The organism is Streptomyces sp., assembly GCF_019510245.1.
In the GTDB taxonomy this organism is placed as follows: domain Bacteria; phylum Actinomycetota; class Actinomycetes; order Streptomycetales; family Streptomycetaceae; genus Streptomyces.
In genome coordinates this window covers 3,488-5,864 of sequence record NZ_JAEKKT010000328.1, presented here as the reverse complement: position 1 = coordinate 5,864, position 2,377 = coordinate 3,488, and the positions used below count along the sequence as shown (strand labels likewise).

2 protein-coding genes are annotated in these 2,377 nt (G+C 67.3%); both read left to right on the top strand.

Features of this window, described 5'->3' with window-relative positions:
- On the top strand, positions 1-1,363 hold a 1,363-nt coding region (locus JF597_RS50285; protein WP_294012975.1), incomplete at its 5' end, for a ricin-type beta-trefoil lectin domain protein.
- Positions 1,364-1,370: 7 nt separating this feature from the next.
- Positions 1,371-2,377: polymorphic toxin-type HINT domain-containing protein (locus tag JF597_RS50280; protein ID WP_294012972.1), on the top strand; the 1,007-nt coding region annotated here is incomplete at its 3' end.

The window sequence follows — 2,377 nt, the reverse complement described above, 5'->3', positions numbered from 1 at the left end:
GCCGTCCCCCTCGACGATCGCGACGGGCACGGCGTCCTACGGCTCCCTCACATACTGGCAGTCGTACCGCTACGACGACCTCGGCAACCGCACCACGGTCACTGACCACAGCACCCAGCGCACCTCGACCGGAGCCCTCAACACGGCGCTGGACGGCGGCACTTCGTACGCGTACGGCGACACGGGCCAGCCCAACACCCTGACCGACTGGACCAAGAAGACGGTCACCCCGGCCGACTCCGGCACCAAGACAGTGACGGAGGCGAACTCCGCCACCTTCGACGACGCCGGCCGCACCGCCACCCGCACGATCAACGGCGACTCCCAGTCCTTCGTGTACGACGGCGAGGGCCTGCTGACCTCGGTGTCCGGCTTCGGCGCGGGCAAGGGAGCCGTCACCGGTCCGGGCGGGCTGTGCCTGGACGACGCCGGCGCCGGGACCGCCGACGGCACGGTCATCCAGATCTACACCTGCAACGGCAGCCCCGCGCAGAAGTTCAGCGCGAACGGCGGCAAGCTGACCGTTCTTGGCAAGTGCGTCACGGCGGCGGGCACGGCCTCCGGCTCGGCAATCACACTCAAGACCTGCGTGCCCGACGCGACGACCCAGTCCTTCGCGCTCCGCTCGGACGGCACGTTCTACAACGCGACGTCGAAGCTGTGCCTCAACGCCCCGGCCACCACGGCCGGCACGGACCTGACCCTGGCGGCGTGCACGGCGAGCGCGTCGACCCAGAAGTTCGCCCTAGCCGCGACCGCGTCGTACCTGTACGACGCGGACGGCAACCGGATCGCGAAGACCACCGGTGGCTGGACCACGCTGTATCTGGGAGAGACCGAGGTCTGGGGCTCCCAGACGAACACCTCCACCAGGGCGGTGCGTACCTACGCACAGGAGGGCGCCCCCACGGTGGTCCGCTACACCTCCAGCGCCACCTCGGCCCAGACCCTGGCCGCGCAGATCAGCAACACCCAGGGCACGGGCACGGTCCAGATCAAACTGGCCTCCGGGATGGCGGTCGCGACCCGCTCCTACGACGCGTGGGGCAACCTGCGCGGTGACCAGGCCGCCCCGGCCACCTGGGCCGGTTCGAGCACGTACATCGGCGGCGCGGACGAGTCCAGCACGGGCCTGATCCACCTGGGCGCGCGGGACTACGACCCGGCGACGGGCCGCTTCACGACCATCGACCCGGTGATGGACCTCTCCGACCTCCTCCAACTGGGCGGCTACGCCTACGCGGACAACAGCCCGGTGACGAAGGAGGACCCGAACGGCCAGTTCTGGGGCTGGTCCCAGATCCGGCACAAGGCCTGGCAGGCGACGAAGGCCATCCACCAGGGCCGAGCTGGCCTTGGGTAAAGGTCTGTTGTTCAAGGGCACGGAACAGGCGGCCGTGAAAGCCGCCGAGGAGACGACCGCCAAGGCCACGACGAAGGTGGTCGAGAAGAAGGTCGTCAAGACCGCCGAGGAGAAGGCGGCCAAGGCGGTCGAGAAGAAGACGGCCGCCAAGGCGACGGAGAGGTCGGCCGCGAAGAGCGCGGAGAAGGACGCGGGCAGGGCCTCCGACGCCGGCGAGGACGCGGTGGAGGCGGGCGGCAAGTGCAACAGCTTCACGCCGAACACCCGGGTCCTGCTGGCGAACGGCAAGTCCAAGGCCATCAAGGACCTCCGACCCGGCGACAAGGTGAAGTCCACCGACCCGGTACTGGGCGGCATCGCCACGCAGACAGTCACCGCGACCATCCAGGGCCACGGCACCAAGCACCTCGTCCGCCTCACCCTCTCCAACGGCAAGACCATCACCGCCACCGACGGCCACCCGATCTGGCTGCCGAAGGAACACCGCTGGGCCAAGGCGAGCGAACTGCGGTCGGGGGACTGGCTGCAGACGTCGGCGGGGACGTACGTCCAGGTCACGGCCGTGCGGGCGTGGACCCAGACAGCGACCGTCAACAACCTGACGGTGTCCAGCACACATACGTACTATGTGCTGGCGGGAGCGACGCCGGTTCTGGTTCATAACTGCGATCTTTCTGCGCGCGCGAGTGAGATCCATGGCGCAGAGCCTGATGAATACATCCGTGATCGAGTCAGTACTGTCGCCGTCGTAAAGGCCAGAACTCCGCTCGGCGACGTGCACGTAGTCGCTGGATCGGGTGAGGGCCTGACTGCCGCCCAGATGTCCGCGATAAAGCCTGGAGAAATAGTCGCTGACAACATTCCTGGCACACACGCAGAGCAGAATGCGCTTCTCTTCATCAATGAGATGGGTTGGGAGCCAATAGCTGGTGGAACTTCTCGGAATGCGTGTCTGAGGGTCTGTGCACCACTGATTCGAGGAACCGGCGGTAAGATGATGGGCGACGTATATCC